Source organism: Streptomyces sp. NPDC040718 (genome assembly GCF_055593565.1).
Genome location: NZ_JBVIXO010000017.1, coordinates 15,442 through 28,676 on the forward strand (window position 1 = coordinate 15,442; position 13,235 = coordinate 28,676).

General features: G+C 72.6%; 15 protein-coding genes. 6 read left to right on the plus strand and 9 right to left on the minus strand.

The window, feature by feature from the left end; genetic code table 11:
- Positions 1-23: 23 nt before the first annotated feature.
- Genes ACZ597_RS30540 through ACZ597_RS30550 form a run of 3 tightly spaced genes read right to left on the minus strand, consistent with a single transcriptional unit; the run spans position 24 to position 4,147 of the window.
- Positions 24-1,094, minus strand: a complete 1,071-nt coding sequence (locus ACZ597_RS30540) for a quaternary amine ABC transporter ATP-binding protein (protein ID WP_471336918.1) — start codon at positions 1,092-1,094, stop codon at positions 24-26.
- A complete protein-coding gene (locus tag ACZ597_RS30545) occupies positions 1,091-2,647 on the minus strand; it encodes a GMC family oxidoreductase (RefSeq protein ID WP_471337253.1) in 1,557 nt (518 codons plus the stop codon). Before ACZ597_RS30545 ends, ACZ597_RS30540 begins: the two co-directional genes overlap by 4 nt.
- A 15-nt stretch (positions 2,648-2,662) precedes the next feature.
- Positions 2,663-4,147, minus strand: coding sequence for an aldehyde dehydrogenase family protein (locus tag ACZ597_RS30550; protein WP_471336921.1), 1,485 nt, complete (start codon positions 4,145-4,147; stop codon positions 2,663-2,665).
- A 237-nt stretch (positions 4,148-4,384) separates the two neighbouring features.
- Between ACZ597_RS30550 and ACZ597_RS30555 the strand changes: the two genes are divergently transcribed.
- The 3 genes from ACZ597_RS30555 to ACZ597_RS30565 all read left to right on the plus strand — a co-directional run bounded on the left by ACZ597_RS30555 (position 4,385) and on the right by ACZ597_RS30565 (position 6,105).
- Complete coding sequence (locus ACZ597_RS30555; RefSeq protein ID WP_471336924.1) at positions 4,385-4,693, plus strand: hypothetical protein; 309 nt, start codon at positions 4,385-4,387, stop codon at positions 4,691-4,693.
- Positions 4,694-4,716: 23 nt separating this feature from the next.
- Complete coding sequence (locus tag ACZ597_RS30560) at positions 4,717-5,400, plus strand: alpha/beta fold hydrolase (protein WP_471336927.1); 684 nt, start codon at positions 4,717-4,719, stop codon at positions 5,398-5,400.
- A gap of 93 nt (positions 5,401-5,493) precedes the next feature.
- Complete coding sequence (locus tag ACZ597_RS30565) at positions 5,494-6,105, plus strand: GOLPH3/VPS74 family protein (protein ID WP_471336929.1); 612 nt, start codon at positions 5,494-5,496, stop codon at positions 6,103-6,105.
- Positions 6,106-6,324: 219 nt separating this feature from the next.
- Here the strand turns inward: ACZ597_RS30565 and ACZ597_RS30570 are convergent, their stop codons facing one another.
- From ACZ597_RS30570 to ACZ597_RS30580, 3 genes are all read right to left on the minus strand, one after another.
- A complete protein-coding gene (locus tag ACZ597_RS30570; protein WP_471336931.1) occupies positions 6,325-7,503 on the minus strand; it encodes a GDSL-type esterase/lipase family protein in 1,179 nt (392 codons plus the stop codon).
- A gap of 38 nt (positions 7,504-7,541) precedes the next feature.
- Entirely contained in the window at positions 7,542-8,111 is a 570-nt protein-coding gene (locus ACZ597_RS30575; protein WP_471337256.1) for a TetR/AcrR family transcriptional regulator, read from the minus strand.
- Positions 8,112-8,209: 98 nt separating this feature from the next.
- Positions 8,210-8,692, minus strand: a complete 483-nt coding sequence (locus tag ACZ597_RS30580) for a DedA family protein (RefSeq protein WP_471337260.1) — start codon at positions 8,690-8,692, stop codon at positions 8,210-8,212.
- Positions 8,693-8,927: 235 nt separating this feature from the next.
- On the opposite strand from ACZ597_RS30580, the gene ACZ597_RS30585 reads away from it, so the two are divergent.
- On the plus strand, positions 8,928-9,089 hold the full coding sequence (locus tag ACZ597_RS30585; RefSeq protein ID WP_471336934.1) for an aromatic-ring hydroxylase C-terminal domain-containing protein: 162 nt from the start codon (positions 8,928-8,930) through the stop codon (positions 9,087-9,089).
- Positions 9,090-9,110: 21 nt separating this feature from the next.
- Here the strand turns inward: ACZ597_RS30585 and ACZ597_RS30590 are convergent, their stop codons facing one another.
- Complete coding sequence (locus ACZ597_RS30590; protein WP_471336936.1) at positions 9,111-9,929, minus strand: M15 family metallopeptidase; 819 nt, start codon at positions 9,927-9,929, stop codon at positions 9,111-9,113.
- Positions 9,930-10,113: 184 nt separating this feature from the next.
- Here ACZ597_RS30590 and ACZ597_RS30595 point away from each other — a divergent pair, with 184 nt between their 5' ends.
- On the plus strand, positions 10,114-10,587 hold the full coding sequence (locus tag ACZ597_RS30595; RefSeq protein WP_471336939.1) for a hypothetical protein: 474 nt from the start codon (positions 10,114-10,116) through the stop codon (positions 10,585-10,587).
- 68 nt (positions 10,588-10,655) lie between these two features.
- A complete protein-coding gene (locus ACZ597_RS30600; RefSeq protein ID WP_471336942.1) occupies positions 10,656-11,084 on the plus strand; it encodes a hypothetical protein in 429 nt (142 codons plus the stop codon).
- Between the two features lie 33 nt (positions 11,085-11,117).
- On the opposite strand, the gene ACZ597_RS30605 is transcribed toward ACZ597_RS30600, so the two are convergent.
- A complete protein-coding gene (locus tag ACZ597_RS30605; RefSeq protein WP_471336945.1) occupies positions 11,118-12,248 on the minus strand; it encodes a CinY protein in 1,131 nt (376 codons plus the stop codon).
- Positions 12,249-12,377: 129 nt separating this feature from the next.
- Positions 12,378-13,229 carry a caspase family protein gene (locus tag ACZ597_RS30610; protein WP_471336948.1) on the minus strand — a complete coding sequence of 284 codons (852 nt, stop codon included), beginning with the start codon at positions 13,227-13,229 and terminating at the stop codon, positions 12,378-12,380.
- Positions 13,230-13,235 lie beyond the last annotated feature (6 nt).

Below are 13,235 nucleotides of genomic sequence, written 5' to 3' on the forward strand. Positions count from 1 at the left end.
GGCAGCGGGTCGGGCGGTGCCGCTCATGCCGCCGCCTCCCGCCCGGTGGTGGCCGGGAGCCCGGCCACCACCGCGAGCAGCGCCACCTCGTCGACCACACCGAGGCACCGGCCCCGGTCGACGACCCGGACCGGACCGCCGCTGCGGACGACGGCCTCGATGGCGTCGGCCACGGTCGTGGCGGGGGACAGAGCGGGGCCCTGCTCGGCGTCGTCGCCGTCGGCGGGGCGCATCGCGCTGCGTACGGTGAGGACCTGTTCGCGCGGGACGTCGCGGACGAAGTCCCGTACGTAGTCGTCGGCCGGCGAGCCGACGATCTCCTCGGGCGTGCCGAGCTGCACGATGCGGCCGTCCCGCATCAGCGCGATGCGGTCGCCCAGGCGCAGGGCCTCGGCCAGGTCGTGGGTGATGAAGACCATGGTGCGGCCCTCCTCGTGGTGGAGCCGGGCGACCTCGTCCTGCATCTCGCGCCGGATGAGCGGGTCGAGGGCGCTGAACGGCTCGTCGAACAGGAGCACTTCGGGGTCGGCGGCGAGGGCCCGGGCGAGCCCGACGCGCTGCTGCTGGCCACCCGACAGCTCTCCGGGACGGCGCTCCTCGAGTCCGGCGAGGCCGACCTTCTCGACCACCTCGGCGGCCTTGGCCCGGCGCTCGGCGCGGCCCACGCCCTGGATCTCCAGGCCGTAGGCGACGTTGTCCAGGACGCTGCGGTGAGGGAGCAGACCGAAGTGCTGGAAGACCATGGCGGCCCGGTGGCGGCGCAGTTCGCGCAGCCGGCCGGCGTCCATCGCGAGGACGTCCTCGCCGTCGAGGGCGAGGGCCCCGGCCGTCGGCTCGATCAGCCGGGTCAGGCACCGTACGAGAGTCGACTTGCCCGAGCCGGACAGGCCCATCACCACGAAGACCTCGCCCTTGCGGACGTCGAACGTGACGTCGCGGACGGCCGCCGTGCAGCCGGTGCGCTCGCGCAGCTCCGCCGCCGGCAGCCCGGCGTGCTCGGAACCGGGGACCTTCGCGGCCGCGCCCCTGGGGCCGAAGACCTTCCAGAGGCCCTCGACCGAGAAGACGGGGGCTTCGGCGGGGGTGGCGTTCACCGGGCACCGCCTTCCGCCGACAGCAGCTCCGCCGCCTTCTCGCCCACCATCAGGACCCCGATCATCGGGTTCACGGCGGTCATCGTCGGGAAGACGGAGGCGTCCGCGATCCGGATGCCGTCGAGGCCGCGCACCCTGAGGTCGGGTCCCACGACGGCGGCGGGGTCCTCGGGGGCGCCCATCCTGCAGGTGCCCGCCGGGTGGTAGACGGTGTGGGCGACCGAGCGGGCGTACGCGCTCAGCGCCTCGTCGTCGGTGATCTCCGGCCCCGGACAGACCTCCCGCTTCAGCCACCCGGACAGCGGCTCGGTCGCGGCGATCTCGCGGGCGAGTCTGATGCCGTCCACCAGGGTGCGGCCGTCGTAGTCCTCGTCGTCCGTGAAGTAGCGGAAGTCCAGGGCGGGTTTGACCTCGGGGTCCGCGCTGGTCAGGTAGAGGCGGCCGCGGCTGCGGGGCTTGGGGATGTTCGGGGTCATCGACACCCCGTGCGCGGGGCGTTCGTAGCCGATGCGCTCCGGGTTGTCGGTGAAGGGCACCTGGTAGAAGTGGAACATCAGGTCGGGGCCCTCGGACTGCGGGTCGCGCCGCACGAAGAGTCCGGCGTCGCTGTCCATCGCCGAGTTCTCCGGGATCGGGCCGTCGGTCTCCCAGACGATCACCGACTCCGGGTGGTCGAGCAGGTTCTCGCCCACCCCGGGCAGGTCGTGCACGGCGGCGATGCCGAGGGCCTCCAGGTCGGCGCGCGGGCCTATCCCGGAGTGCAGCAGCAGGCGCGGGGTGTCGACGGCGCCCGCGCACACCACCACCTCCCGGCGGGCGGTGACCAGGGACCGCGTGCCGTCCTGCGACCGGACGTGCACCCCGCGGACCCGGGCACCGTCGAGTTCGAGGCGGTACGCCCAGGTTTCCAGGAGGAGCCGGAGATTGGGGCGTTCGTCCATCACGGGGTGCAGGTAGGCCACCGAGGCGGAGGAGCGCTTGTTGTCCTCCGGGTGGTAGGCGAGGTCGAAGAAGCCGGCTCCCTCGTGGAACGGCTTGCGGTTGAAACCCTCGACGAGCGGGACGTCCAGGGCCGCCCGCGCGGAGTCGACGAAGTCGCGGGCGATGGCGTTGCGGTCCTTCTCGGCCACCGGGACGATGTTGTTGAGGAGCTTGTCGAAGTACGGCTCCATGGCGGCGGCGTGCCAGCCCTCCGCACCTGCCCGCGACCACTCGTCCCAGTCGGACGGCAGCGGCTTGAAGGCGATGAGGGTGTTGTGCGAGGAGCAGCCGCCGAGGACGCGGGCGCGGCTGTGCCGGATGTGGGAGTTGCCGCGCGGCTGCTCGGTGGTGGGGTAGTCGTAGTCGAGTTCGCCGCCCAGCAGGCCCATCCAGCGGCGCAGGGTGAGCACGTCGGGCCGGTCCACGTCGCTGGGGCCGCCCTCGATCACGGCGACGGTGGTGCCGGGGTCCTCGGTCAGGCGGGAGGCGATGACGGAGCCGGCGGTCCCGCCGCCGACGACGACGTAGTCGTACTCGTACTCGGGGACGTCCGTGTTCGTGTCCGTATTGATGGTTCTCCTCCTCCTTCAGCCCGCGAACCAGCGCACGGGGCGCGGAGCGAGGTTCTGGTACACGTGCTTGGTCTCGCGGTACTCGGCCAGGCCCGCCGGGCCCAGCTCGCGTCCGGTGCCGGACTTCCCGAAGCCGCCCCACTCCGCCTGCGGCAGGTAGGGGTGGTAGTCGTTGATCCAGACGGTGCCGTGGCGCAGCCGGCCGGCCACCCGGCGGGCGCGGCCCTGGTCGGCGGTCCACACCGCGCCGGCGAGCCCGTACTCGGTGTCGTTGGCGAGCGCCACGGCCTCGTGTTCGGTACGGAAGGTCTCGACGGTCAGCACCGGCCCGAAGACCTCCTCCCGCACGACGCGCATCTTCCGGTGGCACCGGTCGAGGACGGTCGGCCGGTAGAAGTACCCGGGCCCGTCCGGGCGGGAGCCGCCGGAGCGCAGCACCGCGCCCTCGGCGAGGGCCGAGTCCACGTACTCCTGCGTCCGCGCCAGCTGGGCCTCGGAGACCAGGGGCCCGCATTCGACGCCCGGGTCGGTGCCGCGGCCGAGGCGGATCCGGTCGGCCCGGAGGGCGAGTTCGGTGACGAAGCGCTGGGCCACGCGCTCCTCGACGATGAGCCGGGAGCCGGCCGAGCAGACCTGGCCGCTGTGCATGAAGGCGGCGTTGAGGGCCTGGTCGACGGCGGTGTCGAAGCCTTCGGCGGTGGCGCAGGCGTCGGCGAAGACCACGTTCGGGTTCTTGCCGCCGAGTTCGAGGGCGACCTTCTTGACCGAGTCGGCAGCCGCCCGCATGACCTTCGTGCCGCTGGAGAGGCCGCCGGTGAACGAGACGAGGTCGACATCGGGGTGGGCCGACAGGCGGGCGCCCACGGGGTCGCCGGCGCCGGTCACCAGATTGGCGACACCGGCCGGCAGCCCCGCCTCGGCCAGCAGGTGGACGAGCTCCACCGTGGTCAGCGGGGTGATCTCGCTCGGCTTGAGGACGAAGGTGTTGCCCGCGGCGAGGGCGGGGGCGATCTTCCAGGCGGCCTGGAGCAGGGGGTAGTTCCAGGGGGTGATCAGCGCGCAGACACCGACCGGTTCGTGGACCACGACGCTGTGGATGTCGGGGGAGCCGGCGTCGACCACGCGTCCGGCGCTCTCGCCGGTGACCAGGTCCGCGAAATAGCGGAAGGCGTCGCTGACGCAGTCCACGTCCACGCGTCCCTCCTCCAGCGTCTTGCCCGTGTCCCGGCTCTCCAGCAGCGCGATGCACTCGCGGTTGCGCTGGAGCAGCTCGGCGGTGCGGCGCAGGAGGGCGGCACGTTCCGTGACCGGCGTCCGGGGCCACTGCCCGTCGTCGAAGGCGGCCCGCGCGGCGGCGACGGCGGCGTCGACGTCCGCTGCGGCACCCTCGGCGACGAGCGCGAGGACGCTCCCGTCCGCCGGGTCCAGGACCTCACGGGTGGCTCCCGAGACCGAGGACCGCCAGGTCCCGGCGATGTGGATGGTTCTCTGCTCCGACACGACGCGCTGTACCTCCGCTTCCGGCACCGCGGCTCGCCCGCGATGCTGTTGCTTTCGGCCCGCTTGCCCTGCCGCTCGCCACACATGCCCCTTCCGTAACGGGAAGTGACGGGGGTCACGAGGAGTGGAATCGCCGGTGCACTGAGCGTGTGAGCCGGGGACACGGCCCGTCACGGTGTTTGCTGGGTCCAGGAGGCAGTCCCGCCACGGCACCCCGCAGCAGGAGGAACCGTAGACATGAAGTTCGCACAGATCATCGACTTCGAGACCGAGCGCATCGACGAGGTGCGCGATCTCCTGCGCGCCTACGAGGAGCGGGCCCGCTCGCAGGGCCGCAGCGGCAGGCCCGTCGCCCGTACGCTGCTCAAGGACCGCTCCCATCCCAACCGCTATCTCGCCGTGGTCGAGTTCGAATCCCACGAGACGGCCATGGCGAACAGTGACGCGCCAGAGACCAACGAGCTGGCCCAGGCGCTCTCGGCGCTGATGACGAGGCCGGCCGCCTACACCGACTGCGACCTCGTGGACCGCCAGAGCACCGGCTGACCCGGCCGGACGGGAGCCCCGCCGTGAGCACCTTCGTCCTGATCCACGGTGCCGGCGACGGCGGCTGGTACTGGCACCTGGTGGCGGCGGAGCTCCGGGCGCGCGGGCACGACGTGGTGGCTCCCGACCTCCCGGGCGACGACGCCGCGTCGACACTGGACGACTACGCCGACACCGTCGTCGATGCCGTCGCGGACCGGCGCGATCTCGTGGTCGTGGGCCAGTCGTTCGGCGCGTTCACCGCGCCGCTGGTCGCAGCACGCCGTCCCGTCACCTCGCTGGTCCTGGTCGCCGGAATGGTCCCCGCGCCGGGCGAATCACCGGACCGGTGGTGGAGTGCCACCGGCTACGCGGACGCCGTCCGGCGCCAGGCCGCCCGGGACGGGGGCCTGACCGGCAGCGACGACCCCTACGTCGCCTTCTGCCACGACGTGCCCCGCGAGCTGGCGGTGGAGGCGATGAGCCGGGAACGGGCCCACCCGTCGCCGGCCGCGTCGGCCCAGCCGTGGCCGCTGGAGGCCTGGCCGGCGGTGCCGACCGGATACGTCCTGTGCACCGAGGACCGGTTCCTGCCTCCCGACCTCCAGCGCCGGCTCGCGCGGGAACGGCTGGGCGTGGTCCCGCAGGAGATCAGGGCGGGTCACTGCGTCGCGCTCAGCCGTCCTGGCCCGCTGGCGGACATTCTGGCCGGTGCGGGCCGGAACTGAGGGCGTGCCCCGCCCGCGCTTTGTAGGCTGGCGCCCGAGCACCCGATTCCCCCGGGTGCGCGGACACGGCGACGGCACGGGATGGGCGGGTTCATGACGACTGCACGGGATCTGCTGATCCTCGCACTGGACGGCGGGTCCGGGCGGACCGCCGAACAGGGCGATCTGTCGCTCGCGCTCGCGGGAGCCGAGGTGATCGACCTCATCGGGGCCGGGGCCGTCCGGCTGGACGGGGACCGGATCGTGCCGGGAGGCGGACCGCTCCCCGCGGACCGGCTGCTGGCCGAGGCGGCCGCGTCCCTCGTCGGGGAGGCTCCGTTCGAGTCGCTCACCGAGTGGCTGTGGCGCCGGGGCAGCGGCCTGGCCAAGGCCTACCGGGCCGCGCTGGAGGCGGACGGGCAGCTCGCCAGGGAGCCCCGCCGCGGACTCTTCGCGCGCGCGGGCGAGCCGGTGGCGGCGGACACGCCGGCCCGCCGCCGGGCCAGGGACCGCCGGGCCGCGGCCGAACCCGTACTCGCGGCCCTCCTGGAAACCGCCGCGGTCGACGGCGAGCGGACCGGTGACGCTCCCGACGCCATCGACGACGACAGCGCGGCCGTGCTGGCCGCCGTCAACGACGCGGTGATGGAACTCGCTTCCGAACGGCAGCGGCGCGCCGTCGACGAGGCCGCCTTCGACAACATCTGGCGGGGGCAGGCCGGCTGACGCGCCGCCACGGCGCGGAACCGCCGTGCCGACCCGGCTGGTCCCAGCGGGCCGCCACGACCCTGCTCGCGTACGCCGCCAGTTGGGCCCGCAGCCGCTCGCGCGGTACGCCTTCCGAAGACCGCGTCACCGACTCCGTCCTCCGCGTCACCGGGCGCCCCGCACGGGGCTTCCGCTCCGTCATGGAACGGGAGCTGGGTCTCTCCGCCGGCCGAACCGTCAGTCGGCCTGGGCGGTGAAAGGGCCGTTGTCCGCGAACGCGAGCCGCGCGAAGTTCTCGCCGATGCGGCGGTGTCCTTCCGGGCCGGGGTGGATCGCGTCGGGGAGCGGGAACTCGGCGTGGTCGCCCTCGCCGTAGAGCTCGCGCCCGTCGAGGTGGTGGAGGTTCGGGTCCTCGGCCGCCCGCTGCTCGACGATGCCGGCGAGTACGTCGCGGATGATCCTGAGCGTCAGCCGTCCGGCGGCGGTTTCGGCCGGATCGCCGGTGGCCTTGAAGCGGAGCGTCCCGCTGTCGAAGTCCGGCATGAGCGGCCCGGGGGTGTCTTCGTGGACCGGGCACAGCAGCGGTGACACCACGAGCAGGGGTGTCGTCGGGTGGCCCTCGCGGATGGTGTCGAGGAAGCCGTGGACGGCGGGGGCGAAGGCGCGCAGGCGCATCGCGTCGCTGTTGACGACGTTGATGCCGAGCTTGACGCTGATCAGGTCGGCGGGGGCGTCCCGCATCGCACGCGCGGTGAACGGGTCCACCAGCGCACTGCCGCCGAATCCCAGGTTGACCAGTTCCACGCCGCCCGCGGCAGCGGCCAGCGCCGGCCAGATGGTGCTCGGGCGGACGGCGTTCGAGCCGTGGCTGATGGAACTGCCGTGGTGCAGCCACACGCGGCGTCCGCCGGCCGGGGCGGGCTCGACGGGAGCGTCCGTCCGCAGGGCGATCACCTCGGTGATCTCCGCGTGCGGAAGCCAGACCTCGATGTCCTTCTCGCCCCCGGGGAGGCCGGTGAAGCGGGCGGTGCCCGCCGGCCCCTCGGTGAACTCCGAGGCCTGGGTCACCATGTCGGTGACCGTACGGAGGTTCCCGCCGGCCACCGTGGCCTGGCCGCTGAGCCGGCCGTCGACCACGAGGTCGTACACGCCGTCCGGCGGGGGCGGGAAGCCCCGGTAGACCCGCTTGGTGGGCAGCGCGTCCAGCTCGACGGTGGTGGCGCGGGTGCGGAAGGCCAGCCGGACGCCGGAGGGTTGCGCCTCGGCCACGGCCAGGCGCTCGTCGGGGATCTGCCGGCGCGCCCGGGCGGGCAGCCGGTGCGGCAGCAGGCCGTGCGCGGTCCGCTCCACGTCGAGGTGTCCGCGCAGGAACTCGGCGGTGACCGGCGTGGTGATCCAGTTCTGTTCGGTGCTCATTGCCTCGGCCTCTGGTTCTGGGCGCAGGGGGTGGGGGATCAGCGGACGGCACGGTTCCGCAGGGCGGCGTCGAGGGAGTCCAGGGTCCAGGCCCACGACTCCTGCGCGGCGACGTCCGTGTGGCCGAAGCCACCGGCCGCCTCCAGGCTGACGAAACCGTGGAAGACGCTGCCGAGCATGCGGACCGCGTGCGTCTGGTCCGGCTCCGCCAGGTCGTAGCCGCGCAGGATCGCCCGTGTCATCTGCGAGTGCCGGACGCCGGCGCTGGTCGCGGCCGTCTGCGGGTCGAGCCGGAACCGGGCGGCGTCGTACCGGCCGGGATGCGCCCGGGCGTAGTCCCTGTAGGCGTTCGCGAAGGCGGTCAGGGCTTCTCTGCCCGCACGTCCGGCCACGGCATGGGCGACCTGATCGGCGAGTTCCTCCAGAGCGAACAGGGCGATCCGGGTCTTGAGGTCCTGGGAGTTCTTCAGGTGCGAATACAGGCTCGCGACCTTCACGTCGAAGCGCCGGGCGAGCGCCGACAGGGTCACCTGGTCGAAGCCGGCCTCGTCGGCGAGTTCCGCTCCGGCGAGCGTCAGCCGCTCCGGGCTCAGTCCCGCCCTGACCACAACCACCACCCGCTCTCGATTCGCCTACAGGCAGTATGTTGCTGCCTAAAGCCTGTAGGCAAATCGCTGCATGCCGCTCAAGGCGCGGGCGGCCCGGCTCACGGTCCCTCGGCCGCGGTGTCGGCAGGGGCCGGCGCCGCCCTTCTCCTGCGGTACGCCACCGCCCCGCACACCACCAGGAGGAGGACGGCGACGGCGGACACCCCGAGGGCCGTCCGCTCGGCGAAGAGCCGTCCCAGCAATTCGAGTACGCCGAGGCCCGCGGTCGCGTAGATCAGCGCCCAGGCCGCTCCGCCCAGGAACAGGGCGGGGAGGTAGCGCGTCAACGGCATGCGCATGCTGCCGGCGAGGAAGTTGGCGGCGGTCTGGAAGCCGACGGTCAGGAAGGAGACGGCCACCACCGGCGCGCCCCACCGCTGGATGGCCTGCTCGGCGCGCTGGAACTTCGCCGAGGAGATCCGCTCGGCGAACCTGCTGCGGCGGGCGCCGGCGCCTGCGAGCCACCCGATGGCGAACGTCCCTCCGGCGCGGAGCAGGACGATGGCGTACAGGGCTCCGGCCGTGAGTGCGATCTTGTCCACGACGCCTGCCTCTGCCCGTCCGGTCCCATGGGTTGCCCCTGATCCCACACGCTCGCAGGTCAGGCAAGGTAAGCCTAACCGAACGGGCATGCCGGGGTACAGGGTGCCGGGCCGCCCGGAGGGACGGCTTCCGTGCTCGCGGAGGGAGATTTCCCGCTCGTGGAGCTCCGGGTCGTCGAGTGCCGCCCGGAAGCCCAGCCGGCTCCCGGTGACGTTCTCGCTGTCCCAGGAGTGGATGCCGGTCGAGACGGATGTCGGTGCCGATGCCGTACTCGTCCGCCCCGACGGATACGTCTGCCGGGCCGGGGGCACCGGCCACACCGAGACGCTCACCCGCTGGTTCGGCCCGGCCGACGTCGTCGTGCGCGACGGGAACGGGGAGGCCCTTGCGGTGTGACCCGTGCGCCCATGGCACCCGTCAGGGGCGGTGCCCCGCCACCGACCGGCGCGCGACGGGGAAGTCGAAGTGGGTGTCGGGGAAGAGCTCGGGCTTGTGCGTGAAGTGCCACCATTCCTCGGGGAGGTTGACGAAGCCCTCCGCGGCCAGCGTCGTCTTCAGCAGTTGGCGGTGCGTGCGCTGTGTCCCCTGGACGCGCGGGTCGTCGGTGTGCGACAGCGTGTCGAAGCAGTCGAAGCCGGTTCCCATGTCGACGGAGTTGTCCGGGTACCGCTCAGCCTGCGGCGCGTAGCAGGGGACGGACTCCTGTCCGGGCCTCGGCGGCGGCGCCGGTACCGCCGGGAGCGGGACGATCGTGAGGTCCGTGGTGCTGCCGCGGCTGTGGCCGGACTTCTCGGCGATGTAGCCGTCCTCGAACAGGCGAGACTTGTCCACGCGCGGATAGAACTCCGCCTTCCGCCTCTCGTCGGCCAGGTCCTTGGCCCACCGTACGAACTGGTCGACGGCCCGCTGCGGGCGGTAGCAGTCGTACACCTTGAGCGAGTACCCCTGAGGCCGGAGGCGTGTCTGGGCCCGGTGCAGGGCCTCGGCCGCCGGTCGGGTCAGGATGCAGACCGGTTGCCGGTAGCCGTCGATCCGCTCGCCGATGAAATTGTGAGCCGACACGTAGCGCATTTCCTGGATGATCGTGGGGTCGACGGAGCTCAGTGAGACGAACTCGCCGGGGGCCTTGGGCTCCGGCGTCCGGGCGACGGCGTCGGCGCTGAGGGGCGAGCTCGTCGCCAGAACGGCCGTGAGCCCTGCGGTTGCTGCGAGCCGCGCCGTCGTCGGCATGATCATCAAATTCTCCTTGGGGCTGGGTCTGGGCCCGGGTCTGAGTCCGAGCCGGTCCGTCTGCGGATGTTCGGTCCACTCGTCTACTCGCCCGCTCCCACGGCAGGTATGCCTCAGCCCGCCGGGTTGTCGGGCCGCCTGTCCTGCGCCCATGGGGACTTGTCGTGTACCTGTAGTGCACGCTGTCCTCATGGCGAGACGATCACAGGTGCGGGCGGGTACGGCCGGCGGCTGCCTCTTCAACGGATGCCTGACCCTGCTGGGCCTGGTACTCGTGGCCGCCGTCGGCGGGTGGATCTGGCTGGAGACACAGCCGACGCGGGACGAGGCCCGGGCGCGGGCCGACCTGCGGGACGAGGTCGAGGTGTTCCGCGACCGGCTGGGCGCGGCAGCGGCGGACGGCAGCCTGCCGGACACGGAGATCGCCCAGGTCTTCCCTCCGTCGAAACCCGGCAGGGGACTCGTCGGCGTGACGCGGCAGGGCGGGGGTGTCACCGTCATCGCGGAACTGTCGGGCCAGGGACCGCCGCGGGCCTTCATCAACGTGTACGAGCGGTCGGTGGCGGGCTGTTACGCCTTCGAGCTGCCGCCCCCGGCGCCGGGGGTCCCGCGGCCGTCCGCCCGCGAACTGCCGCGGGAGGCCTGTGCCGACCCCGGCCGGTAGCCGGGGCCCCTGGGGTCGGCACGCTATCGTTCGACGACCGCCGCCGGCGCCCACGCCCTGGAGGAGAAATGAACCGTCGCGTCCTGAGTGCCGTGCTGGTCGTCCCGCTGCCACCCGAAGCGGCCTTCCGGCTCTTCACCGCCCGGGGCGAGCGGGACTGGGTGCCGGGCTGGGAACCCGTCTTCCCGGTCGGGACGCCGGACGACACCGCGCCGGGAACCGTCTGGCTCACCTCGTCGCCCGAAGAGGAGACGACCTGGCTGGTGGCCTCCCGCGACTTCCCGCGGTCGGTCTCCTACGCCCGGATCACCCCGGGCGTGCGGGCCGGAACGGTCAGCGTCGCCCTGGCCGCGACCGAGGCCGGCAGCGAGGTGACGGTCACCTACGACATGACGCCCCTCACTCCGGCCGCGGCCAAGGCGCTCGACGAGTTCGCCGCCGACTACCCGTCCTTCATCCGCTCCTGGGAAGAGCTCATCACCGCCCGCCTGGCCTGAGCCGGCCCCGGGCCGGCCCGGGGCCGGGACCGGCTAGCGGCAGTCGCGGGCCGGGTCGTCCTGGGTCATCGCGCACGCCATGCGCTGTCCGCGGACGGTGCCGTAGCGGGCGATGAGGGAGCTGCGGAATCCGTCCCACTGGGAACGGGTGTCGGCGACGGCCGCTCGGACGGCGGCGTTGAAGTTGTCGGCGACCTGCCCCCTGGAGGTGGTCGGGGAGGTGGCCGCCCCCGTGGCGGGGTCGATGACGCCGTTGTCCTTGTTCAGGACGCCGTGGGTGATCCGCTTGCCGCAGCCCCACGGGTTGAGGCTGAAACAGCCCGTCGTGAGGTCGCCGGGGATGTCGGAGGCGGAGGGTGCCGGGGCGGCCAGCCGGAGGAAGGGCGCCGGTCCGGTACGGGCCAGGCCCGGGGGGTTGCCGATGCCGATGGCGGACCTGCTGTCCGCCCGGTCCGCCCAGTTGCTGTGCGAGTAGAAGTCCTCGGTGCCGTGCAGGGCCCGGCCGAAGCCCTCGATGGCGTTGCACTTGCCGCGGCCCGGGACGCCCAGCACGAAGGTGCAGTCCGAGGCGAGGTCGGTGTCGGGGGCGCGGACGGTGCCCGCGGTGTCCACGAGCGCGTCCGCCTTCTCCACCCCGCGGTTGAAGTTGCCCTTGAGGTGCGCGATGCAGGCCAGCAGCACGGAGGTGGCCTGCGCCCTGGTCCGGGGGTAGCCGGCCGCGTTCAGGTAGTCGGCGCCGTCGCAGTGCGCGGCCTCGGTGAGCACCTGGTCCACGTCCGGTGCGCCGATGGCCCCCATCGTGCCGTTCGCCCCCGCCAGCTGGCGGATGGAGGCCGGCTGGAAGCAGGCGCCGGCCGCGCCGGGAGAGGTGCCCGGTGCGCAGGCGAGGGCCGCGCGGGTGATCCGTTCGTGCTCGGCGTTCTGCCCGAAGGTGTCGATGGTGCCGAAGTACTGGATCGGCGGTACCTCACGTCCGGGCTTCAGCGCCCTGGAGACCGAGGCCGAGGCCGTGGACTTGGGCGCCGGCCCGGCGACGGCGTCCGCCGCCGGCCCTGCCGTGGTCCCGCCCTTCGGCGCGTCCGCAAGCGGAGCGGCGTCCGCCGACGTGGCGAGCCCCAGGAGCAGGGCGGTGGCCGCGATCCCGGCGGAAAGCGTCGAGAGCACTGGCCTGCTCCGACGGTGTGTCGTTGTCATGAAGCGTGTTCCCCTTGTTGGGGCCCGCACACCCCCCTCGGGCGTACGAGCCGGTCAAGATATAACTACCACTGGGTAGTTGAGGGGAGCGCCGGAGGGTCAGATGGCGAACGGCGTCTGGGCGGCGAACGCCTGGGTGCGCTTGCCCGTCTGCAGCATGTTGGGCGTCTGGTAGAAGGGCATGTTCTCGACGACCTGGCGGTGGAGGGTCGCGTAGTTCCCCTGGAACGCACCGTTCTTCCAGGTCTTGAGCAGGGTTTCGGTGAACAGGCCGTTGGGCCCCACGCCGTCGCTGGAGGTCTGGTTGTCCTGGCAGCCGGAGATCAGCAGCACGTCGGCCCCGATGTCCTGCAGGTCCAGCGGGGGCACGGAACGCTGGATCTCGTCGTACAGCTCCTGATCGCGCTGGTAGTTGCGGAACTGGGCGTCCTGCGGCAGGGCGCGGATGCGCGCGCGGACCGCGGACGGTTCGCTGGTGTCGAAGGCGCGCACCAGCTCCGCGTCGCTGAGGAAGTGCGAGACGTCCCGCGAGACGGTGCCGCTGTGACAGCTGTCGGAGAGCAGCAGGATGCGTACGTCCTCGGCGAAGGAGGCGAAGAGGGCGTACAGCTCGTCATCGATGAACTGCCGGTCGTAGAGCACCCACGTCTCGTCGCGGCGGTCGGGTTCGTCCCCGTTCTTGTCGGGGACCTGGGATCCGTGGCCGGCGTAGGTGAGCAGCAGCAGGTCGCCGGCGGTGAGCCGTGCGGCGGCCGCCTTCAGGGCGGAGGTGACCTTCTCGCTGGTGGCGTCCTTGGTGAGCAGGGTCGCGAGGGTCTCGAACCCGTTGCTCTTGGCGAGGTCCCGCATGGTCAGGGCGTCGTTCTCGGGGTTCTTCAGCTCGCCCTTGGTCCCGTAGCTGGTCTCGTCGATCTCGTTGATGCCGATGTGGATGGACAGTCCTGCGGGCATGGCCGT

Coding starts and splice junctions, on each gene's coding strand:
- ACZ597_RS30570 (WP_471336931.1), bottom strand. CDS start 7,503: ATGAGCACCGAACAGAACTGGATCACCACGCCGGTCACCGCCGAGTTC.
- ACZ597_RS30565 (WP_471336929.1), top strand. CDS start 5,494: ATGACGACTGCACGGGATCTGCTGATCCTCGCACTGGACGGCGGGTCC.
- ACZ597_RS30590 (WP_471336936.1), bottom strand. CDS start 9,929: ATGATCATGCCGACGACGGCGCGGCTCGCAGCAACCGCAGGGCTCACG.
- ACZ597_RS30595 (WP_471336939.1), top strand. CDS start 10,114: ATGGCGAGACGATCACAGGTGCGGGCGGGTACGGCCGGCGGCTGCCTC.
- ACZ597_RS30600 (WP_471336942.1), top strand. CDS start 10,656: ATGAACCGTCGCGTCCTGAGTGCCGTGCTGGTCGTCCCGCTGCCACCC.
- ACZ597_RS30610 (WP_471336948.1), bottom strand. CDS start 13,229: ATGCCCGCAGGACTGTCCATCCACATCGGCATCAACGAGATCGACGAG.
- ACZ597_RS30555 (WP_471336924.1), top strand. CDS start 4,385: ATGAAGTTCGCACAGATCATCGACTTCGAGACCGAGCGCATCGACGAG.
- ACZ597_RS30585 (WP_471336934.1), top strand. CDS start 8,928: ATGCCGGTCGAGACGGATGTCGGTGCCGATGCCGTACTCGTCCGCCCC.